This window comes from Halomonas sp. MMSF_3323 (assembly GCF_030733595.1).
Taxonomy (GTDB): domain Bacteria; phylum Pseudomonadota; class Gammaproteobacteria; order Pseudomonadales; family Halomonadaceae; genus Halomonas; species Halomonas litopenaei.
Genome location: NZ_JASHIT010000045.1, coordinates 1 through 15,716 on the forward strand (window position 1 = coordinate 1; position 15,716 = coordinate 15,716).

At 62.9% G+C, this 15,716-nt stretch carries 11 protein-coding genes; 3 read left to right on the top strand and 8 right to left on the bottom strand.

What is annotated here, in order from left to right; genetic code table 11:
- Positions 1–369 precede the first annotated feature (369 nt).
- Positions 370–1,191, bottom strand: a complete 822-nt coding sequence (gene pssA, locus RBB39_RS19285; RefSeq protein ID WP_045994259.1) for a CDP-diacylglycerol--serine O-phosphatidyltransferase — start codon at positions 1,189–1,191, stop codon at positions 370–372.
- Between the two features lie 263 nt (positions 1,192–1,454).
- A complete protein-coding gene (ilvC, locus tag RBB39_RS19290) occupies positions 1,455–2,615 on the bottom strand; it encodes a ketol-acid reductoisomerase (protein WP_258184008.1) in 1,161 nt (386 codons plus the stop codon).
- Positions 2,616–2,698: 83 nt separating this feature from the next.
- Between ilvC and ilvY the strand changes: the two genes are divergently transcribed.
- On the top strand, positions 2,699–3,586 hold the full coding sequence (ilvY, locus tag RBB39_RS19295; RefSeq protein WP_045994257.1) for an HTH-type transcriptional activator IlvY: 888 nt from the start codon (positions 2,699–2,701) through the stop codon (positions 3,584–3,586).
- Between the two features lie 74 nt (positions 3,587–3,660).
- Here ilvY and ilvN read toward each other — a convergent pair whose 3' ends face one another.
- Together ilvN and RBB39_RS19305 are read right to left on the bottom strand one after the other, a co-directional pair.
- Positions 3,661–4,152 carry an acetolactate synthase small subunit gene (gene ilvN, locus RBB39_RS19300; RefSeq protein WP_045994256.1) on the bottom strand — a complete coding sequence of 164 codons (492 nt, stop codon included), beginning with the start codon at positions 4,150–4,152 and terminating at the stop codon, positions 3,661–3,663.
- Complete coding sequence (locus RBB39_RS19305; RefSeq protein WP_045994255.1) at positions 4,152–5,876, bottom strand: acetolactate synthase 3 large subunit; 1,725 nt, start codon at positions 5,874–5,876, stop codon at positions 4,152–4,154. Before RBB39_RS19305 ends, ilvN begins: the two co-directional genes overlap by 1 nt.
- Before the next feature lie 739 nt (positions 5,877–6,615).
- Between RBB39_RS19305 and RBB39_RS19310 the strand changes: the two genes are divergently transcribed.
- The gene (locus RBB39_RS19310) at positions 6,616–7,992 is read left to right on the top strand and encodes a sugar porter family MFS transporter (protein ID WP_045994254.1); all 1,377 of its coding nucleotides are present in this window, start codon (positions 6,616–6,618) and stop codon (positions 7,990–7,992) included.
- A gap of 256 nt (positions 7,993–8,248) precedes the next feature.
- Here RBB39_RS19310 and clpB read toward each other — a convergent pair whose 3' ends face one another.
- The 3 genes from clpB to rluD form a co-directional block, all read right to left on the bottom strand.
- On the bottom strand, positions 8,249–10,831 hold the full coding sequence (clpB, locus tag RBB39_RS19315) for an ATP-dependent chaperone ClpB (RefSeq protein ID WP_045994253.1): 2,583 nt from the start codon (positions 10,829–10,831) through the stop codon (positions 8,249–8,251).
- 160 nt (positions 10,832–10,991) lie between these two features.
- Positions 10,992–11,747, bottom strand: a complete 756-nt coding sequence (pgeF, locus tag RBB39_RS19320) for a peptidoglycan editing factor PgeF (protein ID WP_045994252.1) — start codon at positions 11,745–11,747, stop codon at positions 10,992–10,994.
- Positions 11,744–12,703 carry a 23S rRNA pseudouridine(1911/1915/1917) synthase RluD gene (gene rluD / locus RBB39_RS19325; RefSeq protein WP_045994251.1) on the bottom strand — a complete coding sequence of 320 codons (960 nt, stop codon included), beginning with the start codon at positions 12,701–12,703 and terminating at the stop codon, positions 11,744–11,746. Before rluD ends, pgeF begins: the two co-directional genes overlap by 4 nt.
- A gap of 165 nt (positions 12,704–12,868) precedes the next feature.
- On the opposite strand from rluD, the gene RBB39_RS19330 reads away from it, so the two are divergent.
- On the top strand, positions 12,869–13,687 hold the full coding sequence (locus RBB39_RS19330) for an outer membrane protein assembly factor BamD (RefSeq protein WP_045994250.1): 819 nt from the start codon (positions 12,869–12,871) through the stop codon (positions 13,685–13,687).
- A 248-nt stretch (positions 13,688–13,935) separates the two neighbouring features.
- Here the strand turns inward: RBB39_RS19330 and RBB39_RS19335 are convergent, their stop codons facing one another.
- Positions 13,936–15,702 (bottom strand): cytosine permease, encoded by a 1,767-nt coding sequence (locus RBB39_RS19335; protein ID WP_108133538.1) that lies wholly within the window; start codon positions 15,700–15,702, stop codon positions 13,936–13,938.
- Positions 15,703–15,716 lie beyond the last annotated feature (14 nt).

Sequence of the window (15,716 nt, forward strand, 5' to 3'; positions counted from 1 at the left end):
TTTTTCGAAGACTTGAAAAAGCCTTTTCAAAACAATCACTTTTACCACTCTTTACCGCCTGTGACGTTTGCTCGTCGCCGGCAGCGGATGCGTACTTTACGGATCGGGGCCGGCCTTGGCAAGCGCTTTTCGTAAAAAAATGCCAGATCATCGAGCAGTGTTGATCCAACAGCGGCACCATCTTGTCCACACCGCTCTATGGAACCCCCTGTGGATGAATGCACAGACTGCCCCAGAAGGCGCTTTCGGCACTCATACAAGAACAGGAACGCCCGCGCTAGGCGGGCGTTCCTGTCGGTCGTCAGTATAACGAAGCGTTGGGCTTGCTGCTCACATCGGCCTCTATTGTTACCGCAAGATGATCCTGGGCTAGGTCTTGAGCTTGCGCATCAGCGCCATCGTCGGACCGGACGCCACATAGGTACCGAACAGCAGCAACAGCATGACCGACGGCTCGATCGAGATCACGACAAATCCCAGCACGATGGCCAGCAGGGCCACAAAGGGCACCGGCCCCTTGAGATCGACATCCTTGAAGCTGTAGTAGCGAATGTTGCTGACCATCAAAATGCCAGCCGCCCCCACCACCAGCAGCATCAACAGCTTGAAGCCAAGAGCGGTGGCGTCGAAGCTGTGGAACGTCCACACACTGGCCGCCACCAGCGCCGCCGCCGACGGGCTGGGCAAGCCGATGAACCACTTCTTGTCGACGCTGCCGATCTGCACGTTGAACCGCGCCAGGCGAAGCGCCGCACAGGCCACGTACAGGAACGCCACCACCCATCCGGTCTTGCCGATGTCCTGCAGGATCCAGGTAAAGGCGACAAGCCCCGGCGCCATGCCAAAGGAGATCATGTCAGCAAGGCTGTCATATTCGGCGCCAAACTCGCTTTGTGTATTGGTCAGCCTGGCTACCCGGCCGTCGAGGCCATCGAGCACCATGGCGATGAAGATGGCCACCGAAGCGGCGGTGAAATCGCCATTGAGGGCGGCGACAACGGCGAAGAATCCCGAAAACAGCGCCGAGGTGGTGAACAGGTTCGGCAACAGGTAGATCCCCCGCCGTCGCACCTTCTTGCCGTCCTCGACCGCTTCTTCCACGACTTCGGATTCCCGCATGAAGGCGCTGGCCAGATCTTCATCCTGGGGCTCTCGTGGTTCCTGCTCACGCTTGCCTGCGTCTTCGCTCATCTCTGTCATCCATTGGCTTCGAGTATGGGATCATTCTACACGACCGGCCGGCCGTTACCGCCAACCTCGCGGCAGCCGTCCTCTACCTCCAGCCTCGGGCACCTGCGGGCCAAACGCAAGGCACAGCGCAGGATTCATGCGGCAGCACCATGACCACTCAGTCGTTCACCCATGACGCAACGGGGGAGGAGCACTGAGTGTGCTCCTCCCCCGTTTCTGTCCCCATCGGCGGGCAAGCCCGACGATGGGTTACCAGGAACCCATCAGTTCTTGGATTTGTCGACAAGCTGGTTGGCGGCGATCCAGGGCATCATGCCACGGAGCTTCTCACCGACCTGCTCGATCTCGTGCTCGGCGTTCAGGCGACGACGTGCGGTCATCGAGGGGTAGTTGCTGTTGCCCTCGTTGATGAACATCTTGGCGTACTCGCCGGTCTGGATACGCTTGAGGGCGTTTCGCATGGCGGCACGCGACTCGTCGTTGATGACCTCAGGGCCGGTCACGTACTCGCCATACTCCGCATTGTTGGAGATGGAGTAGTTCATGTTGGCGATGCCGCCTTCGTACATAAGGTCAACGATCAGCTTGAGCTCGTGGAGACACTCGAAGTAGGCCATTTCAGGGGCGTAGCCCGCTTCTGTCAGGGTCTCGAAGCCGGCCTTGACCAGTTCGACAGCGCCACCACACAGGACAGCCTGCTCACCGAACAGGTCGGTTTCGGTCTCGTCCTTGAAGGTGGTCTCGATGATGCCGCTGCGGCCACCACCGATGGCGGCGGCGTAGGACAGGCAGAGTTCCTTGGCCTGGCCGGTGGCATCCTGGTGGATGGCGATCAGGTCAGGAATACCGCCGCCACGGGCGAATTCGGAGCGCACAGTGTGGCCCGGCGCCTTGGGGGCGATCATCACCACGTCCAGATCCTTGCGCGGCTCGATCTGGTTGTAGTGGATGTTGAAGCCGTGGGCGAAGGCCAGGGTAGCGCCTTCCTTGAGGTTCGGCTCGATTTCCTGCTCGTAGATGGCCTTCTGGTTCTCGTCCGGCGCCAGCACCATGACGACGTCGGCGGACTGGCAAGCCTCGGCCACAGAGGCCACCTTCAGGCCGGCGGCCTCCGCCTTGGCGGCGGAAGAAGAACCCGGGCGAAGCGCGACGGTGACGCTGACACCGGATTCCTTCAGGTTGTTGGCGTGGGCGTGGCCCTGGGAGCCGTAGCCGACGATGGTGACCTGCTTGTTCTGGATCAGCTGAAGATCGCAGTCCTTGTCGTAATAAACGCGCATCTGGTGCTCCTGAAAACGAGTGCCTGCTCGGCGATAGAAGAGATCTTGTCTGTGTCGTGTTGCGTTCAGCGTTGATGGCCACCCGCGCCGTCTTGTGCGGCGCTGGGCAGACGAGGGGGCTCGCCCTCCGTCGATGCATCCCACCTTACGCCAGCGCCCGTGTTGCGTAAAACGCTATATTTGCAATACTACGTGCCAAAATATGCAATTACAGGTCAGGACTCCCCATGGACTTCCGCCCCCTGAAGCACTTTCTGATGCTGGCCGATTCATTGCACTTCGGCCGTGCCAGCGAGGCCTGCCACGTGAGCCCATCGACTCTGAGCCGCTCCATTCGCCAACTGGAACAACAGCTCGGCGTTGTGCTGTTCAACCGTGACAATCGCCACGTGGTGCTGACCCCCCAGGGAAAGCGCTTCCAGCGCTATGCCAAGGAAGCCCTGGAAGAGTGGGAACAGGTCCGCCTGTCGTTGCAGAGCGAGGCCAAGCGCCTCAGTGGTGAAATCAGCATCTACTGCTCGGTGACCGCGAGCTACAGCTTTCTCTACAGCCTGCTGGCCGACTTCCGCCAGCGCTATCCCGCCATCGAGCTCAAGCTGCACACCGGCGACCCAGCCCGAGCCATCCAGCGAGTGCTGGCCGGCGACGAAGACATGGCCATTACCTCACGCCCGCGCCGCCTGCCCGATGGTCTCGCCTTCAAGTCGCTGACCCGCTCGGCACTGGTGTTCATCGCCCCACAAGAGCAACGACCGTGGGTTCCGCAGCAACCGATGAGCCCGAGCCAGACACAGTGGCAAGGGGTGCCAATGATCCTGTCGGAGGCTGGGCTATCGCGGGAACTGGCCGACACCTGGTTCAAGGCGCTGGGCGTGACGCCGACCATCTACGCCCAGGTAGCCGGCCACGAAGCCATCGTCAGTATGGTCGGACTCGGCTTCGGCATCGGTGTGGTGCCACGCATCGTGCTGGAGGCGAGCCCGCTGGCCGAACGCGTGAGAATACTCCCGGTCAAGCCGGAACTGCCGCACTACGACGTGGGCCTCTGTGTGCTGGAGCGGCGCCTGAAGAGCCCGTTGATCGACGCCCTGTGGCAGGAAGTCGTGGAGCGTTGAGGCCGGGCACGAAAACGCCGCCCCGAGAGGCGGCGTAACAGGTTCACCGGCTGCCCACCAGGGCCAGCGGCTTGCTAGAGGCTCAGCACCTTGTCACCACGGGCGATACCCGAGACGCCGGTGCGCGCTACTTCGAGAATGCCCACGGGGCCCATCGCCTGCAGGAAGGCGTCGAGCTTCTCGGCATCGCCAGTGATCTGCACGGTGTACAGACTCGGGGTGACGTCGACGATCTGGGCACGGAAGATGTCTACCGTGCGCTTGACCTCATCGCGGGCAGCGCCCAGCGCCTTGACCTTCACCAGCATCAACTCACGCTCGATATGGTTGCCTTCGGTGAGATCCACCAGCTTGACCACGTCGATCAGCTTGTTGAGGTGCTTGGTGATCTGCTCGATCACCCGGTCGTCCCCGACGGTGGTCACGGTCAGACGCGACAGGGTCGGGTCATCGGTGGGCGCCACGTTGAGGGTTTCGATGTTGAAGTTGCGCTGGGAGAACAGCCCCACGACCCGCGACAGCGCACCCGGTTCGTTTTCCATCAGAATCGAGATGATATGTCGCATCAGGTCCGCTCCGTCTTGGAAAGCAGCATGTCACGCATGGAGCCCAGAGGCACCTGCATCGGATAGACGTGCTCGTGCGGGTCCACCGCGACGTCGAGGAACACCAGCTCATGGGTGTCAGCGAAGGTACGCGCCAGCGCCTCTTCCAGATCCTCTTTCTTCTCGACCCTGAGCGCGGTGAAACCGTAGGCCTCGATCAGCATCTGGAAGTCCGGCAGCGACTCCATGTAGGAGTGAGCATGGCGGGACTTGTAGTTGAGGTCCTGCCACTGGCGCACCATGCCCAGCGAGCCGTTGTTGAGATTGATGATCTTGACCCCACCACCGAACTGCTTACAGGTGGAGAGTTCCTGCATCATCATCTGGAAGCTGCCTTCGCCGGTCACGCAGACGACCTCCTCATCGGGGAAGTTCTGCTTGACGCCCATGGCCGCGGGAAAACCGAAGCCCATGGTGCCGAGTCCACCGGAGGTGATCAGCCGGTTAGGCTTGTCGAACTTGTAGTACTGGGCTGCGAACATCTGGTGCTGACCCACGTCGGTGGTGACGTACGCCTCGCCACGAGTCACCCGGCAGATGGCCTCGATCACCTCCTGCGGCTTGAGCACCTCGCCGGGCCTGGACGGCTCGTAGAGCTTGCCCTTGCGCTCGTCGCGCCACTCATCGATGGTCTTCCACCAGTCCTTGAGCGCGTCGGGATTGGCGATCTCATGGCCCTGCACCAGGCTGATCATTTCGTTGATCACGCTGGCCGCAGGTCCAACGATGGGCACGTCTGCGCGCACCGTCTTGGACACCGAGCTGGGGTCGATATCCACGTGGATGATCTTGGCCGTGGGGCAGAACTTCGAGGTATTGTTGGTCACACGATCGTCGAAACGCGCGCCGATGGCGATCACCAGGTCGGCGTGATGCATCGCCATGTTGGACTCATAGGAGCCGTGCATGCCGAGCCAGCCCAGGCACTGATCGTCGCTCTGGGGGTAAGCCCCGATGCCCATCAAGGTGGTGGTGATCGGAAAACCGAGCTGCTTGACCAGATCGGTCAGACCCTCGCAAGCACGCCCCTGGACCACGCCACCACCGGTGTAGAACACCGGACGACGGGCCTTGAGCATCAGCTCGACGGCCTTCTTGATCTGTCCGGTATGGCCGCGACTGACCGGGTTGTACGAGCGGATCTTGACCTTCTTCGGATAGACGTACTCGTAGCGCTCGGTGGGCGCCGTCATGTCCTTGGGTATATCCACCAGCACCGGACCGGGTCGCCCGGTGGCGGCGAGGTAGAAGGCCTTCTTGAGCACCTCGGGAATCTCGCTCGGGTGCTTGATCGAGAAGCTGTGCTTCACGATTGGCCGGGTGACACCGACGATATCGGTCTCCTGGAAGGCATCGTCACCGATCAGATGGCTCATCACCTGACCACAGAGCACGACCATCGGGATCGAGTCCATATAGGCAGTGGCGATGCCGGTCACCGCATTGGTGGCCCCCGGACCCGAGGTGACCAGTACCACCCCGGGCTTGCCGGATGCCCGGGCATAGCCGTCGGCGGCGTGGGTCGCGGCCTGCTCGTGGCGAACCAGGATGTGCTTGACCTTGTCCTGACGGAACAAGGCATCGTAGATGTGTAGTGCGGCGCCGCCCGGATAGCCGTAGATGTATTCCACGCCCTCATCCTGGAGGAAGCGGGCGATCATGTCCGCGCCTGAAAGCAATTCCACAGATGTATCTCCCCTGGAGGTCTCGAGTGCGATTCGCACCTGTCGTGGGTACGAAGTCGAGTGCAGCGGTATGCTGCTGCCGGCGCACCGGCACCTGATGCCAAACCCTGGCGTCCGTCGGCCCGGTTGGGGCCTGCACTCTCATCACGGCGGGTCACCGCGTCGGGGCGTTGGCCAGGCGGGGCGGTTAACCCGAACCTGGTAGTCCTTCGGCGGGTAGAGGCCCATTGGCCTACCCTTCACGCGGCGTTGGGGGTCACCCATCGTGCCGCGCCCGCAGTCAGGAACCCTCAAGATTCCAATAGCGCTCTGTGACTGTCAACCGCCGTTCCCATCGCGCTCGGTCAGAGCACTCTGAAAGGCCTCTTTTCGCGGGTGCAGCAAGACCAATGTCTAACGCCGTTTTCTCGAAATCTGGCCATGACGCTGCTGTAATGACGCCAGGTGACACGATTCACTTACTTTACCAGACACCGATGGAGAGGGTGCGGCGGAAAGTCGCCACGACAGCCGGAGCATGACGGCAGGAGAGTTTCTCTCTGCCCCGCCCCGGGACTGACCGGCACCGCTGAGGATCAGCGGACGACTCGCCGAGCTTTCGAATCGGGGCGCTGACACTTGCCATCTGGATCGCTGACGCCTCGAGAGAGAATCGATTCATCCAAGGATTTCTCTAGACAACCACAAGGTCTTTTCGACAACCACAACAACGCCCCCCTTTCACAGGAGGTAGCACTACATGTCTCGCATCATGCAATGGTCCATCACCGTGGCGCTGGCAGGATTCCTGTTCGGCTTCGACACCGCGGTCATCTCCGGGGCCGACAAGCCCATCCAGGCGCTGTGGGGTCTCAGCGACCTGCAGCATGGCCTGCTGATCATGTCCATGGCCCTTTGGGGCACCGTGATCGGTGCCATCTTCGGCAACTGGCCCACCGATGCGCTGGGAAGGCGCGCCACCCTGCTGATGATCGGTGTGCTGTACCTGGTCTCCGCGGTGGGCTCGGCGGTGGTGTCCGACCCCTGGCTGTTCGCCTTCTTCCGCCTGATCGGCGGCATCGGCGTCGGCATCTCCTCGGTGGCGGCCCCCACCTATATCTCCGAGATCGCCCCGCCGCGCCATCGCGGCTTTCTGGTCGCCATGTACCAGTTCAATATCGTCTTCGGCATCCTCATGGCATTCGTCTCCAACTATGTGATCGGCAGCCTGATGAGCGACGACGCCTGGCGCTGGATGCTGGGTATCGAGGCCATCCCTGCACTGATCTACACCCTGATGATCACCCGTGTCCCGCGCAGTCCGCGCTGGCTCATCCTCAAGAAGAACGCTATCGAGGAAGCAGGCCAGGTACTTCGCCAGATCAACCCTGATGCCGATGTCGACGCCGAGATCAACGCCATTCGCGCCGCCGAAACCGACGAAGCGTCCGCCAAGGCCCCCTTCTTCTCGCGTCGCTATCGTCTGCCGATTCTGCTGGCCTTCCTGATAGCCTTCTTCAACCAGCTCTCGGGCATCAACTTCATCATCTACTATGCCCCCCGGGTGCTCGAAGCCGCCGAACTCGGTAGCCAGGCAGCGCTTCTGTCCACCGCCGGCATTGGTCTGGTCAACCTGGTCTTCACCATGATCGGGATGTCGCTGATCGACCGCTTCGGCCGCCGTACCCTGCTGTTCATCGGCTCGGCCGGCTATCTAGTGTCGCTGGTGCTGATCTCTCGCGCCTTCTTCGCCGACGCCCTGGGCGGACTCGAAGTCCCGCTGCTGCTGGGACTGTTCATCGCTGCCCATGCCATCAGTCAGGGTGCGGTCATCTGGGTGTTCATCTCCGAGGTCTTCCCCAACCACGTGCGTGCCCGCGGCCAATCCTTCGGTGCCTCGATCCACTGGGTCTTCGCTGCGCTGATCACCCTGGTCATGCCCTGGGTGCTGGGCACCTTCAGCGGCGGGCCGGTGTTCGCCTTCTTCGCGGTAATGATGCTGCTGCAACTGGTGTTCGTGATATTCCTGATGCCAGAGACCAAGAACGTCAGTCTCGAGGAACTGCAAAAGCACCTGGTGGGCGACAACGTACGCCTGCGACGCGTGCACCTGTCCGGCGCCCGGGCGACGCGCTAGGGCTTGGCAAGAATAAGCCCGCGCTCGTTGCCCTTTCGGGCAGAACCCAAGCCTTGATGAACGCCACGAAAAAGCCCGCCGGGTGGGGAACCGGGCGGGCAAGGGGGTCACAGGACGCAACCTGACCTTCAGTATAGCGACCGATTAACCATTTGCTTGAGAATGGGTATTCGAATTACCCATCATGCACGAATGCCAGCCGAAGGCATCAGGCCCCTCCTCGATGAAGGGGCCTTCTTGCGTGATCGACCCGTGGTCAGCGGTCGAAACGTAACTGACCATCGTCGGCGACCACGCGGATCACGTCGCCAGCGCTGAACTTGCCGGCCAGCAGGTCCTGTGCCAGCGGGTTCTCGATCCGGCTCTGCAGGGCGCGCTTGAGCGGACGAGCACCATAGACCGGGTCGAAGCCGACCACCGCCAACAGCGCCAACGCCTCGTCGGAGACCGTGAGCCCGAGATCGTGTTCTGCCAGCCGCGTGCGCAGACGTTCAAGCTGGATGCCGGCGATCGCCTGGATCTGATCCTGACCGAGGGCGTGGAACACCACCACTTCATCGATGCGGTTGATCAACTCAGGACGGAAGTGGCTTCCGACCACCTCCATCACCGTCTGGCGCATGCTGTCGTAGTCGGCGTCGTCACCACCGAACTGCTGGATGATGTCGGACGCCAGGTTGGAGGTCATCACGATGACGGTGTTGCGGAAATCCACCGTGCGCCCCTGGCCGTCGGTCAGGCGACCATCCTCCAGCACCTGCAACAGGATGTTGAAGACGTCCGGGTGGGCCTTCTCCACCTCGTCGAGCAGCAGCACCGAATAGGGTTTGCGGCGCACCGCTTCGGTCAGGTAGCCGCCTTCTTCATAGCCGACATAGCCGGGAGGCGCGCCGATCAACCGCGCCACCGAGTGCTTCTCCATGAACTCGGACATGTCGATGCGCACCATGGCTTCCTCGGTGTCGAACAGGAAGTTGGCCAGCGACTTGCACAGTTCGGTCTTGCCCACCCCGGTCGGGCCGAGAAACAGGAAGGAGCCGTTGGGCCGGTTGGGGTCGGCCAAGCCCGCGCGGGAGCGCCGCACCGCGTTGGCCACGGCGGTGACCGCCTCGTCCTGACCGATGACCCGCTCGTGCAGGGCCTCCTCCATGCGCAGGAGCTTGTCGCGCTCGCCCTCGAGCATCTTGGCCACCGGAATACCGGTCCAGCGTGACACCACCTCGGCGATTTCCTCCTCGGTGACGTTGGAGCGCAAAAGCTTGTGGTGACGAGTGTCCGCCTCGGCATCGCCGCTCTCGGCAATCTTCTTCTCGAGCTCCGGAATCACCCCGTACTGCAGTTCCGACATCCGCCCCAGGTCGCCCTGGCGGCGAGCCTGCTCCAGGTCGACCCGCGCCCGGTCTAACTCGTCCTTGAACTGGGCCGCGCCCTGGATGCTGGCCTTCTCGGCCTTCCAGATCTCGTCCAGGTCGGCGTACTCGCGCTCCAGCTCGCCGATCTGTTCCTCAAGGGTATCGAGGCGCTTGCGCGAGGCCTCGTCGGTTTCCTTCTTGAGGTGCTCGCGCTCCATCTTCAACTGGATCAGGCGACGATCCAGACGGTCCATTTCCTCCGGCTTGGAGTCGAGCTCCATGCGAATGCGCGACGACGCCTCGTCGATCAGGTCGATGGCCTTGTCCGGCAGCTGACGATCGGTGATGTAGCGCGTCGACAGCTTGGCCGCGGCGATGATCGCGCCGTCGGTAATGTCGACGCCGTGGTGCACCTCGTAGCGCTCCTTGAGGCCACGCAGGATCGCCACCGTGTCTTCCTCGCTGGGCTCGTCCACCTGCACCTTCTGGAAACGCCGCTCCAGCGCCGCATCCTTCTCGATGTACTTGCGGTACTCGTCCAGGGTGGTGGCACCGACACAGTGCAGCTCACCCCGGGCCAGCGCCGGCTTGAGCATGTTGCCGGCGTCCATGGCGCCCTCGGCCTTGCCCGCACCGACCATGGTGTGCAATTCGTCGATGAACAGGATGACCCGCCCTTCTTCCTGGGACAGCTCGTTGAGCACCGCCTTCAGGCGCTCCTCGAATTCGCCGCGAAACTTGGCCCCGGCCAGCAGCGAGCCCATGTCCAGCGACAGCACGCGCTTGTCCTTGAGCCCCTCGGGCACCTCACCGTTGATGATGCGGCTGGCCAGCCCCTCGACAATGGCGGTCTTGCCGACGCCAGGCTCGCCGATCAGCACCGGGTTGTTCTTGGTGCGCCGCTGCAGCACCTGGATGGTGCGACGGATCTCGTCGTCACGCCCGATCACCGGATCCAGCTTGCCGTCGGCGGCCCGCTGGGTCAGATCCAGGGTGTACTTCTCCAGCGCCTCGCGGCTGTCCTCGGCGTTGGCGTCATCCACCTTCTGGCCACCGCGCACGCTATCGATGGCGCCCTCCAGCGACTTGCGCGCAAGGCCAGCCTGGGTCAACGCCTTAGCCACGGCATGCTTCATGGCGATTGCCGCCAGCAGTACCAGTTCACTGGCGATGTATTGATCGCCACGCTTCTGGGCCTCGGCATCGGTGAGGTTGAACAGCTTGATCAGATCCCGGGACGGCTGCACTTCGCCGTCGAACTGGGCGACCTGGGGCAGATCGTCGATCTGGCCCGCCAGGGCGTCACGCAGCCGACCGGCGTCGCCCCCCGCCTTCTGTACCAGCGCCTTGACGCCGGTGTCGCGGTTGTCGAGCAGCGCCAGCAGCAGGTGCGCAGGTTCCATCTGATTGTGCCCACGCCCCACGGCGAGGGACTGGGCGTCGGCGATAGCCTGCTGCAGCTTGGCGGTAAACTTGTCAAAACGCATCGATATCTCCTTTCGGGATGGCGATGCGTTCGGACGCACCGCTTGACCCTGTCAATGTGACTTGACAGAGATATGGCGGTGCTTTAGGGACGTTTCAAGTCTAGTGAAGCAGTTTCACGTCTAGAGGGGAGTCTCGGGAAAAGTGCGACGTCGGTCCGTTCTATCGCAGCCAGATCACGCTGGCCATGCGCCCGGTGACGCCGTCGTCACGACGATGGGAATAGAAGCGTGATTCACAGGCGGTGCAGAAGTGGCCGCCGCTGACGTGGGAGACGCCAAGACGTTCAAGCCGCAGACGCGCCAGCTTGTAAAGGTCCGCCATATAGTGCCCCAGGCGATAGGGGCTCGGTTCAAAGGCGCTGGCCGCCTCGGGGTGCACGCCGCAGAAGGCCTCACGCACCTCGGGTCCGACCTCGAACTGAGCGTTGGAGATCGCCGGCCCCAACCAGGCCATCAGTTCCCCAGGCGCAGTGCCCAGGGAGGCCACGGTAGCCTCCAGCACGCCACCGGCCAGGCTGCGCCAGCCAGCGTGGGCCAGCGCCACGCGCTCCCCGCCACGGTCACAGAAGAACACTGGCAGACAGTCCGCCGTCAGTATCACGCAGGCGTAGTCACGGGTGGTCGCCACCGAGGCATCGGCCTTGGGTATGGTGTCACTGAAGCCATGCTGGACGCTGGCGCCGTGGACCTGATCGAGCCACAGCAGCGGACGCTCATCGCCCAGTTCCTTGCTCAACTGGCGCCGACAAAGCTCCACATGTTCCGGCTTGTCGCCGACGTGACTCGCCGGGTTGAAGGCGGCGTAGGGTCCCTGGCTGGGGCCGGTCTCGCGGGTGGTGACGAAGGCACCGACATTGGCCGGAGCAGGCCAGTCGGGCACGATCACGCTGGGGCGAAGGTCGAGGGCATCGATCATTGCATGGTCTCCGCATCGTCACGCAGGAAGTCCAGCAGCATCAGCAGGTCATCCGGCAGCGGCGCCTGGAAGCTGACCTCCTCACCACGACTCGGGTGGACGAAGGCCAGTCGACGCGCGTGCAGCGCCTGGCGCGGAAACTCGCGCAGGATTTCCTTGAGCGTCTGCCCCGCTCCGGGCGGCAGCTTGAGTCGCCCACCGTAAACCGGGTCGCCGATCAACGGAAAGCGTCGGTGCGCCATGTGCACGCGAATCTGGTGAGTACGGCCGGTCTCCAGCTTGCAGCGGACGTGGGTATGGGCACGAAAGCGCTCCACCACCCGATAGTGGGTCACCGCCGACTTGCCCGAGGCGGTAACCGCCTGGCGCTTGCGGTCCTTGGGATGCCGGCCGATCGGCGCATCCACGGTGCCGCCAGAGGTCATCTTGCCCACCACGATGGCGTCATACTCCCGCGACACGCTACGCGCCTGCAGCTGCGCCACCAGGTCAGCGTGGGCGGCCAGGGTCTTGGCCACCACCATCAGCCCGCTGGTGTCCTTGTCGAGGCGATGCACGATACCGGCACGAGGCAAGGTGGCGGCGTCGGGAAAGTGGTGCAGCAAGGCATTGAGCAGGGTCCCGTCGGGGTTGCCCGCAGCGGGGTGAACCACCAGCCCCGGCGGCTTGTTGACCACCAGTACCTGGTCGTCCTCGAACACCACCTCAAGCGGAATATCCTGCGCCTCGAAGCGAGTGTCATCCTCGATGAGGGCCTTGAGCACCAGCCTTTCACCACCGTGGACCTTGTCCTTGGGCTTGGCCGCAGCCCCATCCAGGGTCAGGGAACCGTCCTTGATCCAACCCTTCAACCGCTCCCGGGAATAGTCGGCAAACAATTCCGCTGCGGCCTGGTCCAGGCGATAGCCTGCCATGTCGAGGGGAATGCGACTGTGGACGTCGAGGGTCTGTGACATGGTTCGGAACACTTCTCTGTGGGGATCGAAGATTGATGGCAACTCGCGCACAAAACACGTGGCCCGCAGCAGGAAGACTGCGTTTCCAGGCAAGGTGCTTTATAGTGGGCGGATCGCGGCCGATTCTACCACGGCCGACCCGGGTTGTTTGACACGAGGACCAAGATGCGCGTTTTCACTACTTCCGCCGCTCGCCTGGGCGCCCTGGTGTTGATGGGCGCGGTACTCGGCGGCTGCGCCAGCAACGACGTCGAGGAAGAGCGCTACGACGGCGCCACCGAACGCCAGCTCTACCAGGAAGGTCGCCAGGCCCTGGAGAACGGCAGCTTCACCACGGCCATGAACCGCCTGGAAGCCATCGACACCCGCTTCCCCTTCGGCGACTACGCCGAACAGGCCCAGCTCGAACTCATCTATACCTACTACGAGATGGATGACTGGGAAGCCGCCCGGGCCGCCGCCAGCCGCTTCATTCGCCTGCACCCCAACCATGCGCAGGTCGACTACGCCTACTACATGCGCGGGCTGGCCGCCTGGCAGGCCGGTCGTTTCAGCCTGGAGTCGCTCAAGGTCATCGATATCTCGGAGCGGGACCTCGGCGCTACCCGAGACGCCTACACCGACTTTACCGACCTGATCACCCGCTATCCGGACAGTCCGTACGCCCCGGACGCGCAACAGCGCATCATCTACCTGCGCAACCTGCTGGCCCAGCAAGAGCTGCATGTGGCCGACTTCTACCTGCGCAAGAAGGCCTACATGGCCGCCGTGCAGCGGGGTCGCTGGGTGTTGGAGAACTACCCCCAGGCCGAGGCTACCCGCGACGCCCTGGCGGTGATGGTCGAAGGCTACCTCGGCATGGGCCTGCGTGATCGCGCCAGCGAGACGCTGCAGGTGCTGATCGAGAACGACCCGGACAACGAGCGCCTCAACGGTCGTCGCTTCGAACCCAAGTACGTCGACGGCGCCCCACTGAGCGCCTGAACGACCGCAAGGCAGGCGGTGCCGTGAGGTTGCCGGCAGGCCTATGAAAGGAGAAGGGGCTGCCCATGGGCGGCCCCTTCTTGTTGCAGCGCTTGCTGTCATTCGCTCTGCGCTTCGCTTCTTTTATCTTCGTTCAGCTCCCATCTTGACGCTCCAGGGCTGCGATCCACCGTCCTTCCGCCGTCGCTGGCCTGTGGCTGCCCTTGGCGTCCACCGCAGGCCAGGCTCCGGCTATTTTCTGCTTCTACTCAACCTGTCGATGCCTGGGACGGTGTGCCCTCGGGCTCCCGACGCTTGAACTGCTTGGAGCGCTGCAGGCCCCAGTAGGCGAAGACGAAGTAGATAACCGTGCACCAGATGGTAATGTCGTAGAACAGTTCACGATTGACGTAGTACTGATACAGGTCGGGGCTCTCAAACATCACCCGCCAGGCCAGCACCGCTGGCACACCCAGTCCAACGATCCCCCACATCACCTTGATGCCCTTGGAAAGCAGTGTCTTGTCCTCCACGCCCTCGCGGTACTTTTCCGCCGCCTTGCGCCGGTGATGTTCGACCACCCGCTCGTTGAACTCCTGCTGGGCCTTTTCCTTCTCTGGATAGGCCTCACAGGCACCGGCCCTTCGCGCCAGCACCACGTAGACCAGGATCGACACGAACCAGGTCGGCAGGAACAGGTAGTAGAACGGCATCACGTCGAGGACATTGAGCCCAAAACCGAAGATCAGCGAGATACCCCAGCTGGCGATCGCCGGACGGTTGTCGGCAAGACCCTTGAAGTTGGCCCAGTAGCGGGTCATGCCGAGCCGCGGGAACAGCTGGTACTCGGCAAAGGCGATGCCGCCCACCGGCACCAGGATCAGGCCGGCGTAAGTCAGCAGCGGCAACATGCTACGGTAGACGAAGGGGAAACAGCTCGCTCCCATCACCCCGAGCCCCACCAGCATGGTCACCTTCCAGCGCTTGACCTCGGGCATCAGCGCCTGGGCGGCCAGACCGGCGCGGTACAGGTTGGAATTCGCCGTGGTCCAGCCGGCCACGATCACGATCACGAAGCCGGACATTCCCAACGCGTAGAACGCCACATCGCCGGGGTCGACCACCAGGATACTGAGCTTCATGGTGGCGGCGGTGGCCGCCCCCATCAGGCCCGCCGAGATCCAGGCAACGTAGTGGCCGAACATCATGCCGGTACTGGTGGCCAGGGCGTAGCGCTTCTTGCGGGCATAGCGCAGAAGCGCCATGTCGATCAGTCCGAAGTGGGCGAAGGTATTGGCGGCCCAGGCGAAGCCGATAACCTCCCACAGCCCGATCCCCGGTTCGCCATCAGCGTTGATGCCGGTAAATACGCTGGCACTGGCGATGGCGACGAAATCCGAAAAACTCGTCAAGGTGGTAAAACCGGTCACCGACTCCGACAGCGCCGGTATCAATACCATGCCGCCGGCGGTGAACATCACCATCAGCCAGGGTGCACAGATGCTGGCGAACTCGCTCAGGGCGTTGAAGCCGAAGGCCGCGACCAGCACCACGATGGCCCCTACGGCAAAGGCGATGATGACGAAGGCCATGTCGGTGGGATAGGGCGCCACCTGAGGTGGCACATCGAAAAGCACCCGCACCGCGGTGGCAGAGACCGTGATCATGGCCGCCGAGATGGCAGCAAAGATCACCACATTGGCGCCGTTGTAGAGCTTCGCCATGACGTTGCCGGCGATGCGTTCCAGGTAGGCGAAAAGACTGAGCCGGGTGCCGACGGCGATCGGTGCGGTGATCAGGGTGAAACTCAGTATCGCCAGGGTGTTGCCGATGACCAGACCGATCAGAATGTCCCAGATGCCGGCACCGAGGCCGACGAAGGTGGCACCGATCACGAACTCGGTCGCGGCCACGTGTTCTGCGGCATACAGTCCGAGAAAGTGCTTGGCACCGTGCTGCTTGTGGGGCGGAACCGGCAGCTGTTCATCGTCGACGCTGTCTAGAGATTGCTGCGGGTCAAATCCGGATGTCGCCATGGGCGCCTCCTTGT

Excerpts from the sequence above, each read along its gene's own strand:
- pssA (WP_045994259.1), bottom strand. The coding sequence starts at position 1,191 with ATGAGCGAAGACGCAGGCAAGCGTGAGCAGGAACCACGAGAGCCCCAG.
- ilvY (WP_045994257.1), top strand. The coding sequence starts at position 2,699 with ATGGACTTCCGCCCCCTGAAGCACTTTCTGATGCTGGCCGATTCATTG.
- ilvN (WP_045994256.1), bottom strand. The coding sequence starts at position 4,152 with ATGCGACATATCATCTCGATTCTGATGGAAAACGAACCGGGTGCGCTG.
- RBB39_RS19310 (WP_045994254.1), top strand. The coding sequence starts at position 6,616 with ATGTCTCGCATCATGCAATGGTCCATCACCGTGGCGCTGGCAGGATTC.
- clpB (WP_045994253.1), bottom strand. The coding sequence starts at position 10,831 with ATGCGTTTTGACAAGTTTACCGCCAAGCTGCAGCAGGCTATCGCCGAC.
- pgeF (WP_045994252.1), bottom strand. The coding sequence starts at position 11,747 with ATGATCGATGCCCTCGACCTTCGCCCCAGCGTGATCGTGCCCGACTGG.
- rluD (WP_045994251.1), bottom strand. The coding sequence starts at position 12,703 with ATGTCACAGACCCTCGACGTCCACAGTCGCATTCCCCTCGACATGGCA.
- RBB39_RS19330 (WP_045994250.1), top strand. The coding sequence starts at position 12,869 with ATGCGCGTTTTCACTACTTCCGCCGCTCGCCTGGGCGCCCTGGTGTTG.
- RBB39_RS19335 (WP_108133538.1), bottom strand. The coding sequence starts at position 15,702 with ATGGCGACATCCGGATTTGACCCGCAGCAATCTCTAGACAGCGTCGAC.